Below are 16939 nucleotides of genomic sequence, written 5' to 3' on the forward strand. Positions count from 1 at the left end.
GCGAGGTGAACATCTCCGGGGAGTCGATCTGGTTGAACCGCTGGTCGATCCGGGCGAGGCGGGCGCGCTCCGCCGTACTCACCCGGTAGGTCGGATCGGCCGGCACACCCCGGTCGTACGCGTGGACCAGGTCGTAGTGCTCGGGAGTGCCCGTGGTGGCGGTGGTGTCCATGGCGAAGCCCGCGTACGCCCGGAGGGTCCCGATCCCGGGACGCTCCATCGGCTCCACCGACACCCTCGCCGAGGGTCCGAAACCGGTGACGCTCTGGAACCAGGTCAGCCCGGTGCGGGAGGTGTGGACGTTGGTGAACTGGACCGTGCCGGTCTTCGTGGCGACCCGGTCGATCGTCGCGGTCACCTGCTTCGCCCGCGCCGGGTCCAGCGTCATGGTCCGGTCGGCGGTGACGGCGATGTCCGGCACGCCGACGATGGCGCCCTGCTGGTTGTCGGTCTCCGGGTCATAGACGGTGTACGCCCCGGTGATCGCGTACCGGCCGGCGGGGACCCGGAGGGTGACGGTCCTACCGGCGACGGTGAAGTCGCCCCCGCCGTAGACGGTCGGGTCGTCCAGGTTGGTCACCGACACACCTACCCAGTTGTCCGCGCTCGGCGGCAGGTCCTTCGTCGCCACCGTGTTGATGGTCAGGTCGTGGCTCGGCGCCTCCACGTAGAAGGTCACCGGCGTACGCGACACGACCCTGCCCCGTACGCGGGCGGTCACCACGGCGCCGTAGAGGCCGGGCTTTCCGGGCCAGCGCCGCTCGGTCGACCCGGAGGGTGGTGCCGGCGGAGGCGCCCGGCTTGAGGCGTACCCGGGTTTCGGAGAGCGACGCGGTGCGCCGCGGCGCGGCCGTCCCCGCGTGGTCGGTGACCGTGATGTCGAGGTCGAGATCGACCGTGGCGGCCTTCGGGTCACCGGTCCAGCTCAGCGATGCCGTGCTGGACCCCTGCTGCGGGTACGGGAACGTGCCGAGGGCGACCACCGGCTGGTTGCTGACCGGGCCGGACAGGGCCCGGACCGCGTTGAGCCGACCGGCACCGACGGCGTACGGGTCCGCGCCGGGCAGGGCGTCGGCGGCACCGACGAGTCCGGCCTTGAGTCGGTCCGCGCTCCAGTCCGGGTAACGCTGGGCGAGCAGTGCCGCGGCACCGGCTGCGTGGGGTGTTGCCATCGAGGTGCCGTCGGCGCCGGTGTAGTACTGGTCGACCGGCGCACCCATCTGGGTGCCGGCGGCCCGGCCGGCGACGATGCCGACGCCCGGTGCCACCAGTTCCGGCTTGGCCGCGTGGCTGTTGACCATCGGCCCCCGGCTGGAGAAGTCCGCCAGGTTGTCGGCGTCGTCGACCGCGCCGACGGTCAGCGCGGTGCTCGCGGCGGCGGGCGAGGAGATTGCGCCGCCGCTGTTGCCGGCGGCGATGACAAACAGCGCGCCGGTCTGCTTCGACAGGGCGTCGACGGCGAGGGAGAGCGGGTCGGTCCCGTCGCTCGCGTCGGTGCCACCGAGGCTCATGTTGATCACGTCGGCGCGGGCTGCGGCCCACTCCATACCGGCGATGATCTGCGAGTCCTCGCCGTAACCGGTGTCGTCGAGGACCTTGCCGACGACGAGTCGGGCGCCGGGCGCGACACCACGGCGCTGGCCGTGCGACGCCGCACCGGTGCCGGCGATGGTCGTGGCCACGTGCGTACCGTGTCCGTGGTGGTCGACGGCGTCGCCGCCCGCAACGGTGAAGTCGGCCCGGTCGACGATCTGACCGGCCAGGTCCGGGTGACCGAAGTCGGCCCCGGTGTCGAGTACGGCGACCCGGGCGCCCTTTCCGGTGTACCCGGCGTCCCAGGCCTCGGGGGCGGAGACCTGGCGCAGGTTGCGGTCGAGTGTGCTGCCGGACGTGGTGGTGGCCCGGACCCTGCGGTCCAGCCAGACCTTCGCCGCCCCACCGAGCAGGCCGTCGGTGGCCTGCTTCGCGGCGACGGGTGACTTCTTGGGTACGTGACCGGCCACCGCGCCGATGCTCGGCAGTTGCCGTACGTCGCCGAGGGTCGCCATCCGCGCGTTCGCCCGGGGCTGCACGATCACCGGGAGCTCGGGGGTGCTGGCGTCGTCGTACCCGTCCTCGATCAGCGCGGTGACGTCGAAGAGGGTCGGGTCGAAGACGGGGCCGACCTGCGCCGCGATGCTCGCCGGGATGACCCGTACGTGGCCGTCGGGACCGCAGCTCTGCTGGATCACCCCGTTCGGGTCGACCGGATCGACCCGGACCCTCGGGCATCCGGTACCGGTCGTCTCGACGGTCACCACGTCCCCGGTCAACAGGGTGACGGTGTACGTCTTTCCCGTGGGGGCGGCACTCTCGCCGGCCAGGACCGGGCTACCCGGTACGAAGCCGACCATGGTGGCGACCAGGGTCATCGCGGGCAGCCAGCGCAAACTCCTGTGCATTCTGCTCCCTTGTGTACGATCAGCCGCTTTCGTGCGGCGCGGCCATGATCATATGCACGCGAACCGTTGCAAGATCGCGACAGGGGCGTTAAATCCGATCGCCCGAAGTCGGGTTCGAACGACACAATGCGCAGGTGAACGCCCCAGTCGACGCCCTGGTTGCCGGACTGCTCGCCGGCTACGGAGTGGCCATCCCGTTCGGTGCGATCTCCGTACTGGTTGTCGCTCTCACCGCCCGTACCTCGTTCCGGGTCGGCGCCGGGGCCGGTCTCGGGGTGGCCGTGGCGGACGGCCTCTACGCGGGCGTCGCCGTGGTCGGCGGCACCGCGTTGGCCACGGTGATCGAGCCGGCCGCCGGCCCGCTGCGGCTGCTCGCCGTGGCGATCCTCCTGCTGCTGGCCACCGGGACCGTGGTCCGGGCGGTCCGCCAGCACCGCGCACGGTCGGGCCCGGCCCGCGACGACCGGGGCCTGACCACACCCGGCCGGGCGTTCGGCGCGGTGCTGGCGCTCACCCTGCTCAACCCGACCACGATCCTCTACTTCGGGGCGCTCATCCTCGGCCGGCAGGCATCCGCCCCGTTCACCCCCACCGACGCGGGCATCTTCGTGGCGGCGGTGCTGGCGGCCTCGGCGAGTTGGCAGCTCGTCGTCGCGGGCAGCGGGTCGCTGCTCGGCCGGGTGCTGGCCAGCCCTCGGGGACGCCTCGGCACCGCCCTCGTGTCGAGCGCGCTGATCGTCCTGCTCGCCCTGCGGCTGCTGCTCGCGGACTGAGCCCACCGCCCGTGTTCGCGGATCGGGCCCGGCGCCCACCCCCGGTTGTCGTCCACCCACCGGGTCGGTGGCGGTACCCGACCGCGCCGCCGGCCGCACCGTCCGCGACGTTCTGGCGTACGGTCGGGGCATGAGCAGCCGACCCGCCGCCGGCGGTGGCCGTTGGGTCGACGTCGAACCGGCCCGCGTGGCCCGCTGGATCGACGGTTTCACCGCGCGGCACGGCCCACCCGAGGTCGCTCCCACGCCGTACGGTCTGCTGCTCACCGCCCCGGACGGTGCCACCGCCGAACTGCACCACCCACCCGGCACCCCCGCCGCGCCGGACCTGCCCGGCTTCCTGGACCGGGTGACCGCCGCCCGCCGACTGGGGCTGCTGCTGGCCCGCAAGGGTGCGGTGGCGGTCGGCGTCGCCGAGGGTCCCGCCCTGGTGACCTCCAAGGTGGACACCCGGTATGTGCAGGGGCGCACCGCCGCCGGCGGCTGGTCCCAACAGCGTTTCGCCCGACGCAGGGACAACCAGGCCAAGGCGGCGATGGGGGACGCCGCCGAGCTTGCTCTGCGGTTGCTGGTGCCGGTCGCAGACAGCCTCGACGCGGTCGTGGCGGGTGGCGACCGCCGGGCGATCGACAGCATCCTGGCCGACAGACGGCTCGCTCCGCTCGCCGCCCTGCGCGCGAACCGGCTGCTCGACGTCCCGGAACCACGGCACGCGGTGCTGGTCGACGCGATCGCCGCCGCGCGGGCGGTACGCGTCCTGGTCCGCGACCCCGACCCCGCACCACCCCCGGCCTGACTCCCTCCCGAACCCCGCTCTGCCCCGGCCTGACGACCGTCCCGGGCGTCGTCGCGGGCGTCACGCTCGGCGGTGCCGGGGTGACGGAGGCGGGTTGCGACGACCGCCGGGTGATCCCGGATGGCGTCGGCGCGGGGCACTGGCTACCCTCCCGCCATGGCTTCGCGCGCCCGAAACCGTCGTCGTTCCGCATCCGCGTGGCCGCGGCTGGACCGGGACCTCCACCGACCGCTGCTGTTCGTCGGCGGGCTGGCGCTGCTGCTCTGCCTGACCGGCCTGGGCATCGGCGGGTTCTTCTGGTTCCGGCCGGACCAGGAGCCGGAGGCGGCGGCCCGGATCGCCATCGACTCCTTCGTCCAGCGCCTGATCACCGGCAACTACGGCGGGGCGTACGACCAGCTCTGTACGGACACCCGGCAGCGGTTCGACCGGGAGCAGTTCACCGCCGACGTGGGAGGTCGGCCGGCCGTGCGCTCGTACCAGATCGACACGATGGAGCGGTCCGGCCCGGCGTTCTCGGTCGGGGTGACCCTGGTCGACCCGAGCGGGGCCAGTGAGGCGCACGTGTACCGGGTGGTCGAGGACCGGGGGAGCTGGCGGATCTGCGGCGACCCGCTACCGGCCTGACCTGGCACCGGTCCGTTGGGCTGATCATGCGTGGTAATCCCACCGGGGGTCGGGCCGGTGGCCCGGTACACTTGGAGCCGTGCTGCTCTGCGAAGGCTGATCCGCCCCGCACCGGGGGGACATCGTCCCCGCCGGTGCATCCGTGTGCCTGAGTCAGCCTTCGACCCCGAGAGTGAGTCCACGACATGATCACAGTTACCGGCCTGGAACTGCGCGCCGGCGCTCGGATCCTGCTCTCCGACACCACGCTGCGGGTGCAGCCGGGTGACCGGATCGGCCTGGTCGGTCGCAACGGTGCGGGCAAAACCACCACGCTCAAGGTGCTCGCCGGTGAGGGCCAGCCCTACTCCGGCGAGATCGACCGTCGGGGCGCGGTGGGTTACCTGCCGCAGGACCCGCGTACCGGCGACCTGGAGGTCACGGCGCGCGACCGGGTGCTCTCCGCCCGTGGGTTGGACGTGCTGATGGCCCAGATGGCCGAGGTCGAGGCCCAACTCGCCGACAACCCCGAAGACCGTCTGGTACGCCGCTACGGCGCCCTGGAGGACCAGTTCGCCTCGCTCGGCGGGTACGCCGCCGAGGCCGAGGCGGCCAGGATCTGTGCCAACCTCGGGCTGCCCGACCGGGTGCTCGCCCAGACCATCGGCACGCTCTCCGGCGGCCAGCGGCGGCGCATCGAGCTGGCTCGGATCCTGTTCCGGGACGCGGCCGAGAACGGCGGCGGGATCCTGCTGCTCGACGAGCCGACCAACCACCTCGACGCCGACTCGATCACCTGGCTGCGCGGCTTCCTCGCCGGCCACAAGGGCGGGCTGATCGTTATCAGTCACGATGCCTCGCTGCTGGAGGCCGTGGTCAACAAGGTGTGGTTCCTGGACGCCACCCGATCGGTGGTCGACCTGTACAACGTCGGCTGGAAGACGTACCAGGAGCAGCGCGAGACCGACGAGCGGCGCCGCCGCCGGGAGCGGGCCAACGCGGAGAAGAAGGCCGGCGCGCTGATGGCGCAGGCCGACAAGATGCGGGCCAAGGCCACCAAGACCGTCGCCGCGCAGAACATGGCCCGCCGGGCGGAGAAGCTGCTGTCCGGGCTCGAGGACTCGCGGGTCGCGGACAAGGTGGCGAAGGTCCGGTTCCCCAGCCCCGCTCCGTGCGGCAAGACCCCGTTGACCGCGGCCGGCCTCTCCAAGTCGTACGGGTCGCTGGAGATCTTCACCGACGTCAACGTGGCGGTCGACCGGGGTTCCCGGGTGGCCATCCTCGGCCTCAACGGTGCCGGTAAGACGACCCTGCTGCGGATGCTCGGCGGTCTACTGAAACCGGACACCGGGGAGATCCGGCCGGGACACGGACTCCGGCTCGGCTACTACGCCCAGGAGCACGAGACGCTCGACGTCGAGCGGAGCGTCCTGGAACACATGCGCAGTGCCGCGTTCGAGCAGTCGGACACCGACCTGCGCAAGATCCTCGGCGCCTTCCTCTTCTCCGGCGACGACGTGGACAAGCCGGCCGGGGTGCTCTCTGGTGGGGAGAAGACCAGGCTGGCGCTGGCCACCCTGGTCTGTTCCGGTGCGAACGTGCTGCTGCTCGACGAGCCCACCAACAACCTCGACCCGGTCAGTCGGGAACAGGTGCTGGACGCGATCGCCCGCTATCCCGGCGCGATCGTCCTGGTCACCCACGACCCGGGCGCGGTGCTGGCACTCAAGCCGGACAGGGCGATCCTGCTGCCCGACGGCGACGAGGACGCCTGGAGCGACGACCTGCTGGAACTGGTCGAACTCGCCTGATCCGGCGGTCAACGTCGGGTCGGGCGGCCCTGCGTCCGGTCGGGCTTCCGCTCGTCGGGTCGACTGACTGTCTCTCGTCGGTGCAGGCGTGCCCCGGCAGGCCCTGAGTGAGCCGAGTGGACCGCGGCGAGGGCTCGCGACCGCCGACGGGTCGGCGACGAGTGCCGGGCCGGCCGGTGCCCGCGAGCGGTCACAAACGGTCGGTCACGAAGAGTGCGGTTACGAACAGTCGGTCACGGACGGTTGGCGGGAACGGCCGTGCCGGACGAAGGATCTTGTCGATGCCCGTGTCCCCGAGCGCGCCCACCGGGGCGGTGGTGGCGAGACTCTCGGTCACGGAGTGCATCGGTACGGACAGACGCCGAGAACGCCCGCCCCGGCCCGTACGTGGCCTTTCCCGTTGGGCGCAATCGCTGAATCGGGAAATTGACACTGCTGTGCGTGTCGGTTGGCGAAGAGTTGATATCTGGCGCATGATCGTTCGAGGCGGTCTAATAGGTGGGACCGTATCGAACCGCACAGTCTGGGACGTGAGGAATCAACATGGCAGCCACCGGCACAGCCACCAGCACTGAGAAGGGTCGCCGGATCGTCGGAGCCGAGCGCCAGACGCTCGCCAAGGACCTGGTCAAGCGGTACACGTCCGGCGAGAGCATTCGTGCCCTGGCGGCCTCCACCGGCCGTTCCTATGGGTTCATCCACCGGGTGCTCACCGAGTCCGGCGTTCAGTTGCGCCAGCGCGGCGGCGCTCGCCGTCGCAAGAAGGCGTGAGTCGCTTCTCAGCCTGGTCCGCGCCCCGCGCAGTGGGGACCCACGGTGACCGCTGACGGCGGGGTGCGGCTGGAATGCGACGGGCCGGTGGCGACGGTGACGTTGTGCCGGCCCGACGTGCTCAACGCGCAGACTCCCGCGATGTGGCGGGCGATGCGCGCATTCGACCGCGACCTGCCCGGAGACGTGCGGGTCGTGGTGGTACGCGGCGAGGGCAGGGCGTTCTCCGCCGGCCTGGACCGGTCCGTCGCCGGTGCCACCGGCCCGGACTCGTTCGCCGCGCTGTCCGCGCTGCCTCCGGCGGAGGCGGCCGATCGCATCGCCGGGTTCCAGGCCGCCTTCACCTGGCTGCACCGCCCCGATCTGATCTCGATCGCCGCGGTGCAGGGGCACGCGATCGGCGCGGGCTTCCAACTCGCGCTCGCCTGCGACCTGCGGGTGCTGGCCGACAACGCCAGCCTCGCCATGGCCGAGGTGACGCTCGGCCTGGTGCCCGACCTGGCCGGCACGAAACGCCTGGTCGACCTGGTCGGTTACGCGCGGGCGCTGGAGATCTGTGTGACCGGCCGCCGGTTGGACGCGGTCGAGGCGCAACGGATGGGGCTGGCCACGGTGGTGGTGCCCGTGGCCGAGCTGGACGGGGCGGTGGCCGACCTCACCGCGGCCGTACTGGCGGGGGACCGCAACGCGGTGGTCGAGATCAAGGCGCTGCTGGCCGGTGCGTCCGGGCGGTCGCCCAGCGATCAACAACGGGCCGAACGCGAGGCTCAGATGCGACGTTTAGGCGATCTCGCGGGCCACGGCGAATAAATAAGCAAATGGTAAGGACCAAGCGGGAAGAGATTACTTACCTCTCGGGTTAGCTTAAGCGTCGGTGGAATCGGATCGGTAAGGTCCGCGACAATTAGCGACACGGAGGTGACGGGTGTCCAACCCGATGGCGGGCGGCGGCATGGGCGGCATGGGCGGATGGAGCACGCTGCGTTCGATGCGCAGCCGGGACGAGGTCCGCAGCCACCAGCTCAGTCGGGGAGCCACCCGTCGGATCGTCGCCTTCGCGCGGCCGTACCGGCGGGACATCGTGGTCTTCCTGATCACCGTCGTACTCTCCGCCGTGATCGGCGTGGCGACCCCGGTACTCGCCGGTGACGTCATCAACACCATCACCAAGGGTGGTGGTGAGGCGGGCGCCATCGTCGTCCGGCTGGCCCTGTTCATCGCCGGGCTCGCGGTGGTGGACGCGCTCCTGTCACTGGCCCAACGCTGGTACTCGGCCCGGATCGGCGAGGGCATCATCCTCGACCTGCGCACCAGGGTCTACGACCACGTCCAGCGGATGCCGTTGCAGTTCTTCACCCGTACCCAGACCGGTGCGCTGGTCAGCCGGCTCAACAACGACGTGACGGGGGCGCAGCGCGCGTTCACCTCGACCCTGTCCGGCGTGGTCAGCAACATCATCCAACTGGTCCTCACCGCTCTGGTGATGTTCACCCTTTCCTGGCAGATCACCGTCATCTCGCTGCTGCTACTGCCGATCTTCGTCGTACCGGCCCGCCGGGTGGGCAAGCGGCTGGCCGAGATCACGCGGGAGGCGTACAACCTCGACGCGAAGATGAACGCCACCATGACCGAGCGGTTCGGGGTGGCGGGCGCACTGCTGGTCAAGCTCTTCGGCAAGCCCGAGGAGGAGGCCCGCCGGTTCGCCGAACGGGCCGACCGGGTACGCGACATCGGCGTACAGACCGCCATGTACTCCCGTACGTTCTTCGTGGCCATGCTGCTCGTCGCGTCGCTGGCCCAGGCGCTCACGTACGGCCTCGGTGGCTGGCTCGCCGTCAACGGCTCCGTCAGCGCCGGTACGGTCGTCACCCTCGCCCTGCTGCTCACCCGGCTGTACGGGCCGCTGACCGCGCTGTCCAACGTCCGGGTCGACGTGATGAGCGCCCTGGTCTCCTTCGACCGGGTCTTCGAGGTGCTCGACCTGAAGCCGTCGATCGCGGAGAAGCCGGACGCGGTCACCATCCCGCGCGGTCAGGGCAGGCTGGAGTTTCGTGACGTGCGGTTCCGCTACCCGAGCGCGTCCGAGGTGTCGCTCGCCTCGCTGGAGGACGTCGCCGCGCTCGACCGGACCGTCTCCGAACCGGTGCTGCGCGGTGTCTCCTTCACCGTCGAACCCGGACAGATGGTCGCCCTGGTCGGCCCGTCCGGTGCCGGCAAGTCGACCACCTCGATGCTGGTCTCCCGGGTCTACGACGTGACCGACGGCGAGGTACGCGTCGGCGGGGTCGACGTCCGCGACGCCACCTTCGACTCCCTGCGGGACGAGATCGGAGTGGTCACCCAGGACTCCCACCTGTTCCACGAGACCATCGCCGAGAACCTCCGGTACGCCAAGCCGGACGCGACCGACGACGAACTCTGGGCGGCGCTGCGCGGTGCCCAGGTCGAGGAACTCGTCCGGGCGCTGCCCGAGGGGCTCGAAACCATGGTCGGGGAACGCGGCTACCGGTTCTCCGGCGGGGAGAAGCAACGGATCGCGATCGCCCGGCTGCTGCTCAAGGCGCCGTCCATCGTCATCCTCGACGAGGCGACCGCACACCTCGACTCGGAGTCCGAGGCGGCCGTACAGCGGGCCCTGGCGGTGGCCCTGACCGGGCGTACCGCGCTGGTCATCGCGCACCGGTTCTCCACCGTCCGGGACGCCGACCAGATCCTGGTGCTCGACCACGGCAAGATCGTCGAGCGGGGCCGGCACGAGGAGCTGGTCGCGGTCGGCGGCCTGTACGCCGAGCTGTACCGGACACAGTTCTCGGTGGCCGACTCCCCGAAGCCCTACACCGACGCGGTCGGTCCCGAGCCGGTGACCACCGTCGCCCGACGCGAGTACGACCCGGAGTGATCCGGGGCGGACCGGCCGTCCCGTACCGCCGCCCGTAGTTCGGCGAAGGTACCGGCCAGCCGGTCCGGGGTGTAGTGCGCGTTGAGCCCGCTCGGGTTCGGCAGCACCCAGAGTCCCGCCCCGGCGAGCCCCTCCGGTTGGTGCCCGAGTGCCGCCCCGCGCCGACCGAACGCCACCCGGTACGCGGTCACCCCGACCACCGCCACCCACGCCGGCCGGTACCGCCGGACCTTGTCCGCCAACCGGCGCCCGCCGAGCGCGAGTTCGGCCGGGTCGAGTTCGTCGGCGCGGGCGGTGGCCCGCTCCACCAGGTCGGTGATGCCGAGGCCGCAGCCGAGCAGCTCCTCCTGGTCGGTCGGGCCGAGCAGTCGAGGGGTGAAGCCGCTGCGGTGCAGCGCCGGCCAGAACCGGTTGCCGGGGCGGCCGAAGTGCCGGCCGATCGCCGCCGAGTAGAGCCCCGGGTTGATGCCGCAGAACAGCACGTCGAGTCCGGGCGCGACCAGGTCGGGGATCGTCCGCCCGTACGCCGCCGCCAGCTCCTCCCGGCTCGGCCGGACGGGCCTGCCCGCTGGCGTTCCGTTCCCGGGAGTCGGCACGGTCAGATGCCCCGCAGCGCGCCGCCGTCGACCGGGAGGGTGATCCCGGTCAGGTAGCTCGCGGCGGGGGAGAGCACGAACGCCGCCACCCGCCCGAACTCGGCCGGGTCACCGAGGCGGCGCATCGGGATCGCCGCCTCCACGTCGAGGCGGGTCCGCTCCGGGTCGCCGCTGGCGGCGAAGATCTGGCGGTTGCGGTCGGTCATGATCCGCCCGGGGAGCAGGCTGACGAACCGTACGCCGCGTGGGCCGTACTCGTCGGACAGTTCCTTGGCCACCGCGGCCATGCCGGGGCGCAGACCGTTCGAGATGCCGAGGTTGGGGATCGGTACCCGGACCGAGCTGGACAGGACCAGGCCGATCGCACCGCCCTCGGGCAGCACCCCGGCGAGCGTACGGATGGCTCGGATGGTGCCGAGGAAGACGGTTTCGAACGACTCCCGCCACTGCTCGTCGGTCACCTGTCCGGCCGGGGCGACGGGTGGTCCGCCGACCGAGACGAGTGCCCCGTCGAGCCGACCGAAGTGCTCACCGGCGGCGTCGATCAGGCGCTGCGGGGTGTCAGGGTCGCCCAGCGTGGTGGCCAGCCCGGTCGCGTGTTCCGCACCGCCGAGCCGCTCGACCGCCGCCGCCACCCGGCCGGGGTCACGGGCGGCGATCACCACCCGGGCACCCTCGGCCACCAGTTGTTCGGCGGTGGCGAAGCCGAGCCCGTTCGAGGCACCGGTCAGCACGTACACCCGGCCTGCGAGTCCCAGATCCATGCGACGATCCTGCCGTACGCCGGAGGCGGGTGCTACCCGAGCCCGCCGCGCAGAACCCGTACCCGGCCCGCGACCCGGATCACCAGGGTGCGACCGGCCCGACCGAGCGCCGGAGCCCGCCGCAGCCGGGGGTTGGAGTCGCCGTCGTAGCGCCAGGTGGCCTCCCGTACGGCCAACTCCTCGGCCGCCGGCTCCGGCAGCCGACCACCGGTCGCCAACTCCCGGGCCAGGTCCCAGCCGTCGCGCAGCGAGCCGTTGGTCGGTCGGGTGGCGGCGAACGTCCGGAACGTGGGCAGCCAGTCGGCGCCCAGCCCGGCGGCGAGCATCGGCCAGTGCCGGCCGACGTCACCGGCCCGCTTGCGCAGCAGGGCGTCACGGGCCGCCCCGACCAGCCGGGTGTCGAAGCCGGTGGGCACCGGCGCACCGGACACCAGGGCCGCGACCAGCTCCGCCTGGCGGGCGGCGAGCCGGTCGCGGCCGGGGCGCTCGACCTCGCTCACGTGATCGCCGGGTAACCGGCGGCGGCGGCGATCGCGTCGAGTTCGTCGCGCAGTGCCCGCGCCGGTGGGTAGCGCCCGTCCCGTTCGAGCAGCAGCGCCGGTGGCCGGTGCCGGGCGCAGAGCTCGCCGACCAGTTCGAGTACGGGCGCGGGGGTCGGATCGGTGTGCGTGTCGTGGTAGATCCCGTCGTGCTCGGCGCCCCCGGCGACGTGCACGTACGCGACCCGGTCCAGCGGCAGCCGGTCGAGCAGGTCGACCGGATCGGTGCCCCGGTTGCGTGCGTTGGCGTACACGTTGGCGATGTCGAGCAGGAGCAACGCCCCGGTCCGGTCGAGGATCTCGGTGAGGAACTCCGCCTCGCCCAGCTCGTCGTCGGGCCAGTCGAAGAGCGCGGCGATCGGCTCCAGCGCCAGCGGCACCGGCAGCTCCGCCTGGGTCCGGGTGACGTTCTCCACCAGTGCGTCGACCGCGTCGCGGGTGCGCGGCACCGGCAGCAGGTGACCGGCCTCGACCCCGCCGGCCCGGACGAACGCGATGTGCTCGCTGACCAGCGGGGCGTCCAGCAGTTCGGCGACCCGGGCCAGGTGGGTGACCCGGTCCGGCTCGACCGGCTCGGCGCCGCCGAGCGACAGCCGCACCCCGTGCGGTACGACCACGGTCCCGCGCTCGCGCAGGGCGGTCAGTGCCGCCGGTGGTGGCCCCTCGGCGGCGACGCTCTCGGCGACCACCTCGACGAAACGGAGTCCGGGCAGCTCGGCGACAAAACCGGAGATCTCCGGTCGCCACCCGATCCCGACCCCGTACGCGGGTAGGTTCATCCGCCGCAGCCCCCGCCTCCGCCGCAGCCTCCGCCACCTCCGCAGCTACTACCACCGCCACCGTCGCCGCTGCTGCTACCCCCGTCGCCGGAGTAGCCGCTGCCGCCGCTGCCGCTGGCGAGGTTGCGCTGGACCTCCGCCTCGGCGGCGAAGCTCGGGTCGAGGGCGTAGAAGGCGGCACCGCCGAACAGCGCCACACCCATGGCGGCACTGGTCGAGCCGTAGGTGTCGTACGACGGGTGGGAGCTGGGGGACAGGTGCTCGTGCTGCCCCTTCATCGTCCGTACGGCCCGGCGGGCGGCGCGGGTCTGCCTCGGTGTCGAGCGGAGCAGGATCAGGGTGGTCAGCGCGAGCGCGATGAGCACGATGAGCAGGAAGATCACCGGCTTGCCTCCGGTGACCCCGGCGATGAACCGGACCACCCCGACCGCCAGCAGGCCGAGCAGCAGCAGCGGGAAGAGACGGGCCGCCCGGCGTTGTTCCGTGGTCGGTGCGAGTCCGGTGTGTTCGAGCTGTCGCCGGATGCCGTGCAGGGCGGCCCGTACCCGATCGTCGGTGCCCAGGTCGCGGGGCCGGATCCGTCGCCCGGCCGCGTTGTAGACGGCCTGGTCGAGCTGGGTGGCGCCGGTCGGCATCGGACCGGCGGTGGTGAGGGCGCGGCCCTGGGCGGTGGTGTCGACCGAGCCGGCGGCTCGCAGGCCGCCGAGCGAGGCGTACACGGCGAGCCGTTCCCCGCCGTTGAGGTAGGCGGCCTGTTCCGGGATCAGTTGGCTCGTCGCCAGTTCCTGCCGGCCGGCGAAGACGATGGAGCGTTGTACGACGGCAGCGAGGATCAACAGGCCGGCTGCGGCCACGTACAGGAACAGGAAGGTGGGCCCGGAGATGCCCCAGGTGTCCGCCGGGGCCGCGGCGTCGATCAGCATGGCGTCATTGTGGAACAGGGCCGCCACTGCCGCCACAGCCGTTCAGCCGCCGCCGCTCCCACATCCACCACCGGACCCAGAGCCACCGGATCCGTAGTCGGGGGGTCCACCGCCGTCGCTGCCGATGGCACCGCTCGGTGCGGGGGGTGTCGAGCCGGCGGACGCCGACCCGTGCTCGTCCTGCGCCTCCTGCGCCATCTCCGGGTCCAAAGTGGACATGACCGACATGCCGAACAGTGCGACGGTCATCGCGACCGTGTGGGTGTCCTGTCCGCCGAGGTCCGGGTTCGCCGACGTGACCAGGTGCCGGTGGCCGCGCCGGAGCTGGACGAGCATGGCCTCGGCGGCGCGGCTGCGGCGCGGGATCTGGGAGACCAGCAGCAGGTACGCGAGCATGACCAGGAGGAGCGCGACCCAGAGGTGGTCAGCGGGTACGTCCCGGACGAGCCCGATGGCGAGCCGGGCGACGCCGAGGGCCAGCAGCCCCAGCAGGAGCCACGATCCCCGGCGGGCGGATTGTCGTACGTCGCGGCCGAGCAGCAGGTTGGCCTGCTCCAGGCTGCGTTTCACCTCGGCGACGGCGGCCAGCACCTCCGGATCGGCCCGCAGCCACTGCTGGGACAACCCGCTCCCGGCCGCCGCGTAGACCGCCCGGTCCAGCCGGCTCGCGTCGGGCGGGAGGGGGCCGGTGACGGTCAGCCGTCGGTCCGTGGTCACGCCGACGGCGTCCGTCCGGCGCAGCGCGGCCAGGGAGGAGTAGACCGTCAGCCGTTCCCCGCTGTCGAGGTAGGCGGCCTGGGCCGGGGTGATGTCGGTCAGCCGTAGGCCGGGAGGCTGGCTGAGGGCCCGGCGCCGGTGCAGCAGCGCGCCGACGAGGATGATCGCCGCCGCGGCGAGGTAGTACCAGGTGAAGAGGGGGACTTGCCACATCGGTGAGCTACTCCTCGTCGTCCGGGGAGGTGAGGGCTCTCAGTGTGCGCCTCCGCCGCCCGCAGGTCGACGTACCGCCTCCTCGACGAGGTCGAGGACCGGGCCGAGGTCGCCGGCGGGGCGTCCCATGGCCAGGTGCAGCACCAGGCCGTCGTAGGCGAGTTCGAGGAACTGGGCCAGGACGTCGATCGGTACGTCGTCGCGCAGCACCCCGGCGTCGCGCTGCCGGATCAGCCGGTCCCGGGTGGCTCCGGCGATCGCCGCCGAGCGTTCGGCCCACCGCTTGGCGAACTCGGGGTCGGTACGCAGCCGCCGGGACACCTCCAGTTGGCTGCCGAGCCAGCCGGCGGTCTCCGGGGAGCTGGCGCTGGTGAGCAGGTCCCGCATCACCTGGACCAGGCCGTTGCGGGCGACGGTGGAGACCATCGCCACCGCGTCGTCCTCGGCGACGGCGAGGAAGAGGGAGTCCTTGTCCCGGAAGTGGTGGAAGATCGCGCCCCGGGAGAGGCCGGTCGCTTCTTCCAGCCGGCGGACTGTGGCACCCTCGTATCCGTACCTGGCGAAACAGGCCCGCGCCGCCGCGAGGATCTCGTGGCGGCGAGCGTCGAGCTGGTCCTGGCTCACTCTGGGCACCGGTCGATCGTGTCAGGTGCCGGTGCGCGATGCAAACCGTACGTACGGCTTGGTTTCGGCGGTTCGGGATAGGGTGCCGCCCATGACCCCACCCGACGCGCCGCCCGCCCCGCTGACGGTCGCCGCGATCCAGGCCCAACCGGTCCCCGGGGACCTGGCCGGCAACACCGGGACCGCCGCCCGACTGGTCCACCGGGCCGCCGACGAGGGCGCGGGGTTGGTCGTACTGCCGGAGTTGTTCCTCCCCGCGTACCATCCGCCGACCCTGCGGGCCGACCCGGCCGGAACCGACCTGGCCGCGGTCGACGGCGGCCGGATCGACGACCCCCGGCTCGATCCGCTGCGGGACGCCGCCCGCGACCGCCGGGCCGTGGTGGTCGTCGGCGCCGCCATCCGGTACGCCGACACCCGTCGCACCTGCGCGTCGGTGGTCGTCGACCGCTCCGGTACGGCCCACGCCGCCTACGACAAGCAGCACCTGTGGGGGCCCGACGAGCGGGAGTTGTTCGTCCCCGGCGGACGCGGCGCCACGCTGACGGTCGACGGATGGCGGCTCGGCCTCGGCGTCTGTTACGACGGCTGCTTCCCGGAGCACGCCCGCGCCGCCGCCGGTGACCGGGCCCACGGCTACCTCTGCCCGAGCGGTTACGTCACCGGTTCGGCCCACCGCCGCGACCTCTACTACGCCGCCCGCGCTCTGGACAACACCATGTACGTCGCCTTCGCCAACTCGGTCGGCGGCGACCAGCCGTGGCGGTTCAACGGCGGTGCCGCCCTGTACGACCCGGAGGGTCGGGTACTCGGCCGTGGCGCCGACGACGGGGAGGCGGTGATCGTCGGAGTTTTCGACCCGGCGGAGTTGGTCCGGGTCCGGTCCACCCACCGGATGCTCGCCGACCGGCGGGCCGAACTCGGCGGCGAACGTGCCCTGCTCATCGGCTGATTCACCAGTCACCTACCGGGAAACCTGTTAACACATGGGGTCTGTTGTCGGACACCCCGATTCCCGTAGGGTGCGCGAGTGCCACTGCTGCTCCTCGACCTGGACAACACCCTGCTCGACCGGGCAGGACCGTTCCGTGCCTGGGGGCAGCGTTTTCTGGCCGAGATCGGGGCACCCGACACGGACATCGACTGGCTGCTCTCGATCGACGCCGACGGGCTGACCGACCGGTGGGACGTGGCGGACGCGATCCGGGACCGCTACCGGCTGCGTACCTCGTCGATCGACCTGGTCGAGGCGCTGCACGACGGGGTGGTGGAGCACATCCGGCTCGATCCGCTGATCGCCTGCGCGCTGCGGATCGCCGACGACGCGGGCTGGGTCCCGGTGGTGGTCAGCAACGGCAGCGTGCGCCAGCAGGACGCGATCATCCGGAAGACCGGGCTCGACCGGTACGTGGCGGACTGGGTCATCTCCGAGGAGGCCGGGGTCAGCAAGCCGAATCCCCGGATCTTCGTGCTCGCCGCACAGCGGGTACGGATGCAGCTGCGCGGCGCCTGGGTGGTCGGCGACAGTCCCGAGGCGGACATCGGCGGGGCGGCGGCGGTCGGCCTGCCCAGCGTGTGGCTGCACCGTGGCCGAAGCTGGATGGAGTCCCGGTTCGCGCCGACCCGTACGGCCGACGGCCTCATTCCCGCCGTCTCCGCCGTACTCGCCGGCTGAACCGGATCACCT

Annotated in this window: 17 protein-coding genes; 9 read left to right on the forward strand and 8 right to left on the reverse strand. The window is 72.2% G+C overall.

Annotation, left to right across the window (positions count from 1 at the left end):
* Positions 1 to 521: 521 nt before the first annotated feature.
* On the reverse strand, positions 522 to 2441 hold the full coding sequence (locus ACWEFB_RS18765; RefSeq protein ID WP_452287001.1) for a S8 family serine peptidase: 1920 nt from the start codon (positions 2439 to 2441) through the stop codon (positions 522 to 524).
* Positions 2442 to 2575: 134 nt separating this feature from the next.
* Between ACWEFB_RS18765 and ACWEFB_RS18770 the strand changes: the two genes are divergently transcribed.
* The 7 genes from ACWEFB_RS18770 to ACWEFB_RS18800 all read left to right on the forward strand — a co-directional run bounded on the left by ACWEFB_RS18770 (position 2576) and on the right by ACWEFB_RS18800 (position 10097).
* A complete protein-coding gene (locus ACWEFB_RS18770) occupies positions 2576 to 3214 on the forward strand; it encodes a LysE family transporter (protein ID WP_452287003.1) in 639 nt (212 codons plus the stop codon).
* Between the two features lie 130 nt (positions 3215 to 3344).
* Entirely contained in the window at positions 3345 to 4010 is a 666-nt protein-coding gene (locus ACWEFB_RS18775; protein ID WP_452287005.1) for an acVLRF1 family peptidyl-tRNA hydrolase, read from the forward strand.
* 156 nt (positions 4011 to 4166) lie between these two features.
* Positions 4167 to 4637: an Rv0361 family membrane protein gene (locus ACWEFB_RS18780; RefSeq protein WP_326556971.1), complete on the forward strand. Its 471-nt coding sequence runs from the start codon at positions 4167 to 4169 to the stop codon at positions 4635 to 4637.
* 185 nt (positions 4638 to 4822) lie between these two features.
* Positions 4823 to 6427, forward strand: coding sequence for an ABC-F family ATP-binding cassette domain-containing protein (locus ACWEFB_RS18785; protein WP_326556972.1), 1605 nt, complete (start codon positions 4823 to 4825; stop codon positions 6425 to 6427).
* A gap of 543 nt (positions 6428 to 6970) precedes the next feature.
* Entirely contained in the window at positions 6971 to 7198 is a 228-nt protein-coding gene (locus ACWEFB_RS18790; protein ID WP_007462679.1) for a helix-turn-helix domain-containing protein, read from the forward strand.
* Between the two features lie 45 nt (positions 7199 to 7243).
* Entirely contained in the window at positions 7244 to 8008 is a 765-nt protein-coding gene (locus ACWEFB_RS18795) for an enoyl-CoA hydratase/isomerase family protein (protein WP_452287007.1), read from the forward strand.
* Between the two features lie 127 nt (positions 8009 to 8135).
* A complete protein-coding gene (locus ACWEFB_RS18800) occupies positions 8136 to 10097 on the forward strand; it encodes an ABC transporter ATP-binding protein (protein WP_452287137.1) in 1962 nt (653 codons plus the stop codon).
* Here ACWEFB_RS18800 and mug read toward each other — a convergent pair.
* Genes mug through ACWEFB_RS18835 form a run of 7 tightly spaced genes read right to left on the reverse strand, consistent with a single transcriptional unit; the run spans position 10031 to position 15261 of the window.
* Positions 10031 to 10693, reverse strand: coding sequence for a G/U mismatch-specific DNA glycosylase (gene mug, locus ACWEFB_RS18805; protein WP_452287009.1), 663 nt, complete (start codon positions 10691 to 10693; stop codon positions 10031 to 10033). The genes ACWEFB_RS18800 and mug overlap by 67 nt on opposite strands.
* Before the next feature lie 2 nt (positions 10694 to 10695).
* On the reverse strand, positions 10696 to 11457 hold the full coding sequence (locus tag ACWEFB_RS18810) for an SDR family oxidoreductase (RefSeq protein ID WP_452287011.1): 762 nt from the start codon (positions 11455 to 11457) through the stop codon (positions 10696 to 10698).
* Between the two features lie 32 nt (positions 11458 to 11489).
* Positions 11490 to 11957: a hypothetical protein gene (locus ACWEFB_RS18815; RefSeq protein WP_452287013.1), complete on the reverse strand. Its 468-nt coding sequence runs from the start codon at positions 11955 to 11957 to the stop codon at positions 11490 to 11492.
* On the reverse strand, positions 11954 to 12775 hold the full coding sequence (locus ACWEFB_RS18820) for a DUF692 domain-containing protein (RefSeq protein WP_452287015.1): 822 nt from the start codon (positions 12773 to 12775) through the stop codon (positions 11954 to 11956). Before ACWEFB_RS18820 ends, ACWEFB_RS18815 begins: the two co-directional genes overlap by 4 nt.
* A complete protein-coding gene (locus ACWEFB_RS18825; RefSeq protein ID WP_452287017.1) occupies positions 12772 to 13698 on the reverse strand; it encodes a TIGR04222 domain-containing membrane protein in 927 nt (308 codons plus the stop codon). The genes ACWEFB_RS18820 and ACWEFB_RS18825 overlap by 4 nt, the downstream gene beginning before the upstream one ends.
* Before the next feature lie 42 nt (positions 13699 to 13740).
* Entirely contained in the window at positions 13741 to 14628 is an 888-nt protein-coding gene (locus ACWEFB_RS18830) for a TIGR04222 domain-containing membrane protein (protein ID WP_452287019.1), read from the reverse strand.
* A gap of 39 nt (positions 14629 to 14667) precedes the next feature.
* Positions 14668 to 15261, reverse strand: coding sequence for a TetR/AcrR family transcriptional regulator (locus ACWEFB_RS18835; protein WP_326556980.1), 594 nt, complete (start codon positions 15259 to 15261; stop codon positions 14668 to 14670).
* Positions 15262 to 15343: 82 nt separating this feature from the next.
* Here ACWEFB_RS18835 and ACWEFB_RS18840 point away from each other — a divergent pair, with 82 nt between their 5' ends.
* Positions 15344 to 16204, forward strand: a complete 861-nt coding sequence (locus tag ACWEFB_RS18840; protein ID WP_452287021.1) for a carbon-nitrogen hydrolase family protein — start codon at positions 15344 to 15346, stop codon at positions 16202 to 16204.
* A gap of 78 nt (positions 16205 to 16282) precedes the next feature.
* Positions 16283 to 16927, forward strand: coding sequence for an HAD family hydrolase (locus ACWEFB_RS18845; protein WP_326556982.1), 645 nt, complete (start codon positions 16283 to 16285; stop codon positions 16925 to 16927).
* Positions 16928 to 16939 lie beyond the last annotated feature (12 nt).

This window comes from Micromonospora sp. NPDC004704 (genome assembly GCF_053601675.1).